1 protein-coding gene is annotated in these 1,193 nt (G+C 58.9%); it reads left to right on the top strand.

From position 1 onward, the window contains the following. Positions 1–30 precede the first annotated feature (30 nt). The gene (locus ABVS15_RS13540) at positions 31–1,167 is read left to right on the top strand and encodes an acyl-CoA dehydrogenase (protein WP_294852194.1); all 1,137 of its coding nucleotides are present in this window, start codon (positions 31–33) and stop codon (positions 1,165–1,167) included. Positions 1,168–1,193 lie beyond the last annotated feature (26 nt).

Raw genomic sequence — 1,193 nt, 5'->3', positions numbered from 1 at the left:
CTAAAAAAATTGAGAGCATAGGAGACTGACATGGATTTCGAATTGACAAGAGAGCAGGAACTCATCAGGAAAATGACCCGTGAGTTCACCGAGAACGAGATCAAGCCCATCGCGGCCGAAACCGACCGCACCTGCAAGTATCCCAAGGAAACCATCGACCAGCTGTTCCGCTATGGCGTCATGGGCATGAGCGTGCCCAAGGAGTACGGCGGCGCGGGCGCGGACGATCTGTCTGCCGCCATTGCCGTGGAGGAAATCTCCAAGGTCTGCGCATCCACTGGCGACATTGTCGCCACCCACAACGGCCTGTGCTGCGGACCCATCATCCAGAACGGCACCGAGGAGCAGAAGCAGAAGTATCTGCGCATGCTCACCACCGGCGGCAAGCTGGGCGCCTTCTGCCTCACCGAGCCCGACGCAGGCTCCGACGCTTCCAAGGGCACCACGGTTGCCGTGCTGGAAGACGACCACTATGTCATTAACGGCTCCAAGATCTTCATCACCAACGGCTATGCCGCCGAGGTGTTTGTGGTCTTCGCCATGACCGACCCCTCCAAGGGCACCAAGGGCATTTCCGCGTTCATCGTGGAAAACACCTTCCCCGGCTTCTCCGTGGGCAAGCATGAGGAGAAGATGGGCCTGCATGGCTCTCCCACCGCTGAGATCGTGTTCACCGACTGCATTGTTCCCAAGGAAAACCTGCTGGGCAAAGAGGGCAAGGGCTTCAAGATCGCCATGCAGACGCTGGACGGCGGCCGTATCGGCATCGCCGCGCAGGGCCTTGGCCTTGCTCAGGGCGCGATGGATGAGGCTGTTGCCTACACCAAGAGCCGCGTCCAGTTCGGCCGCCCCATCTCCAAGTTCCAGAATACCCAGTTCCTGTTCGCCGACATGGCTGTGTCCATCGAAGCGGGCCGTCTGCTGACCTATCAGGCTGCCATCCGCAAGACCAATGGCCAGTCCTTCACCAAGGAAGCCGCCATGGCCAAGCTGTTCACCTCCGAGGCCGCCATGCAGATCACCACCAAGTCTCTCCAGATGTTCGGCGGCTATGGCTATACCAAGGACTTCCCCATGGAGCGCATGATGCGCGACGCGAAGATCACCGAGATCTACGAGGGCACCTCCGAGATCCAGCGCGTGGTCATTTCCAACCACATTCTGTAAGGAGGCGCAAACAAATGAAAGTAATT

The sequence above is a fragment of the Oscillibacter sp. GMB15532 genome (assembly GCF_041020825.1).
In the GTDB taxonomy this organism is placed as follows: domain Bacteria; phylum Bacillota; class Clostridia; order Oscillospirales; family Oscillospiraceae; genus Oscillibacter.
Note: the sequence above shows the minus strand (reverse complement) of the source record. Positions and strands in the feature narration are given on the sequence as shown.

Excerpts from the sequence above, each read along its gene's own strand:
- ABVS15_RS13540 (WP_294852194.1), top strand. The coding sequence starts at position 31 with ATGGATTTCGAATTGACAAGAGAGCAGGAACTCATCAGGAAAATGACC.